This is a genomic window from Microvirga arabica (assembly GCF_016811235.1).
GTDB classification, from domain to species: Bacteria; Pseudomonadota; Alphaproteobacteria; order Rhizobiales; family Beijerinckiaceae; genus Microvirga; species Microvirga arabica.
Genome location: NZ_JAFBID010000209.1, coordinates 1 through 968, shown reverse-complemented (window position 1 = coordinate 968; position 968 = coordinate 1). Strand labels below are relative to the sequence as shown.

Genomic DNA, 968 nt, shown 5'->3' with positions numbered 1-968 from the left:
GCCGCCGCCTTCCTCGATGGGGTGCTCGGCCCCGAGCGGCGCAAGACCGGCTGGATGCGGGCCGAGGCTGCGGGCGACTCGGGCCCCTGGCGCCAGCAGGCGGTGCTCGGCCGCAGCCACTGGGACGCTGATGCCTTGCGCGATATGGTGCGCGACTATGCGCTCGAGACGCTCGCCGCGCCCGGGGCCGTGCTGGTGATCGATGAGACCGGCTTTCTCAAGCAGGGTACTCGCTCGTGCGGGGTCGGGCGTCAGTACACCGGATCAGCGGGCAAGATCACGAACTGCCAGATCGGGGTGTTTGCGGCGTACGTGTCAGACAAGGGCTGCGCCTTCATCGACCGTCAGCTCTATCTGCCGCAAGACTGGACGAACAAGCCAGAGCGCCGCACCGCTGCTCATGTGCCTGACAGCATCGGCTTTGTCACCAAACCCGAGATTGCCTCTCAGATGATCGAGCGGGCGCTTGCGGCCGCTGTGCCGTTCGACTGGGTCGCCGCCGACGCGATCTATGGTGTGGGTCGGATTGAGATGCAACTGCGCCGGGCTGGCAAGGGTTACGTGCTCGGCGCTCATGCGACCGATCAGTTCTCCTCCTGGATCGGCAAACCCGAAGTCGCCGGCACGGCCGAAGAGATCGCACAGGAACTCGCCCCTGGGGCATGGAAGCGCCTCTCGGCGGGAGACGGCACCAAGGGAGCGCGCCTGTATGACTGGGCCTATGTCGAGCTGGCTGATCTTGAGGCTGCGGAATACAACGAGGCGTTCACCGGCCTGTGGACGCGTGGCCTGCTGATCCGGCGCAGCCTTTCTGATGAGGACCTGGCGTTCTTCTCGACCTGGTGCCCGGCCGGCACGCCGATCGACACGTTGGTGCGGGTGGAAGGCGAGCGCTGGGCGATCGAGGATGCGTTTGAGACCGCCAAGACCGAGTTGGGGCTCACTCACAACGAGACCCGCTCGTGGCA

General features: G+C 66.2%; 1 protein-coding gene. It reads left to right on the top strand.

Annotated elements, in window-relative coordinates; translation table 11 throughout:
* The coding region (locus tag JQC81_RS32510) for an IS701 family transposase (RefSeq protein WP_203275876.1) at positions 1-968 on the top strand (968 nt) is incomplete at both ends.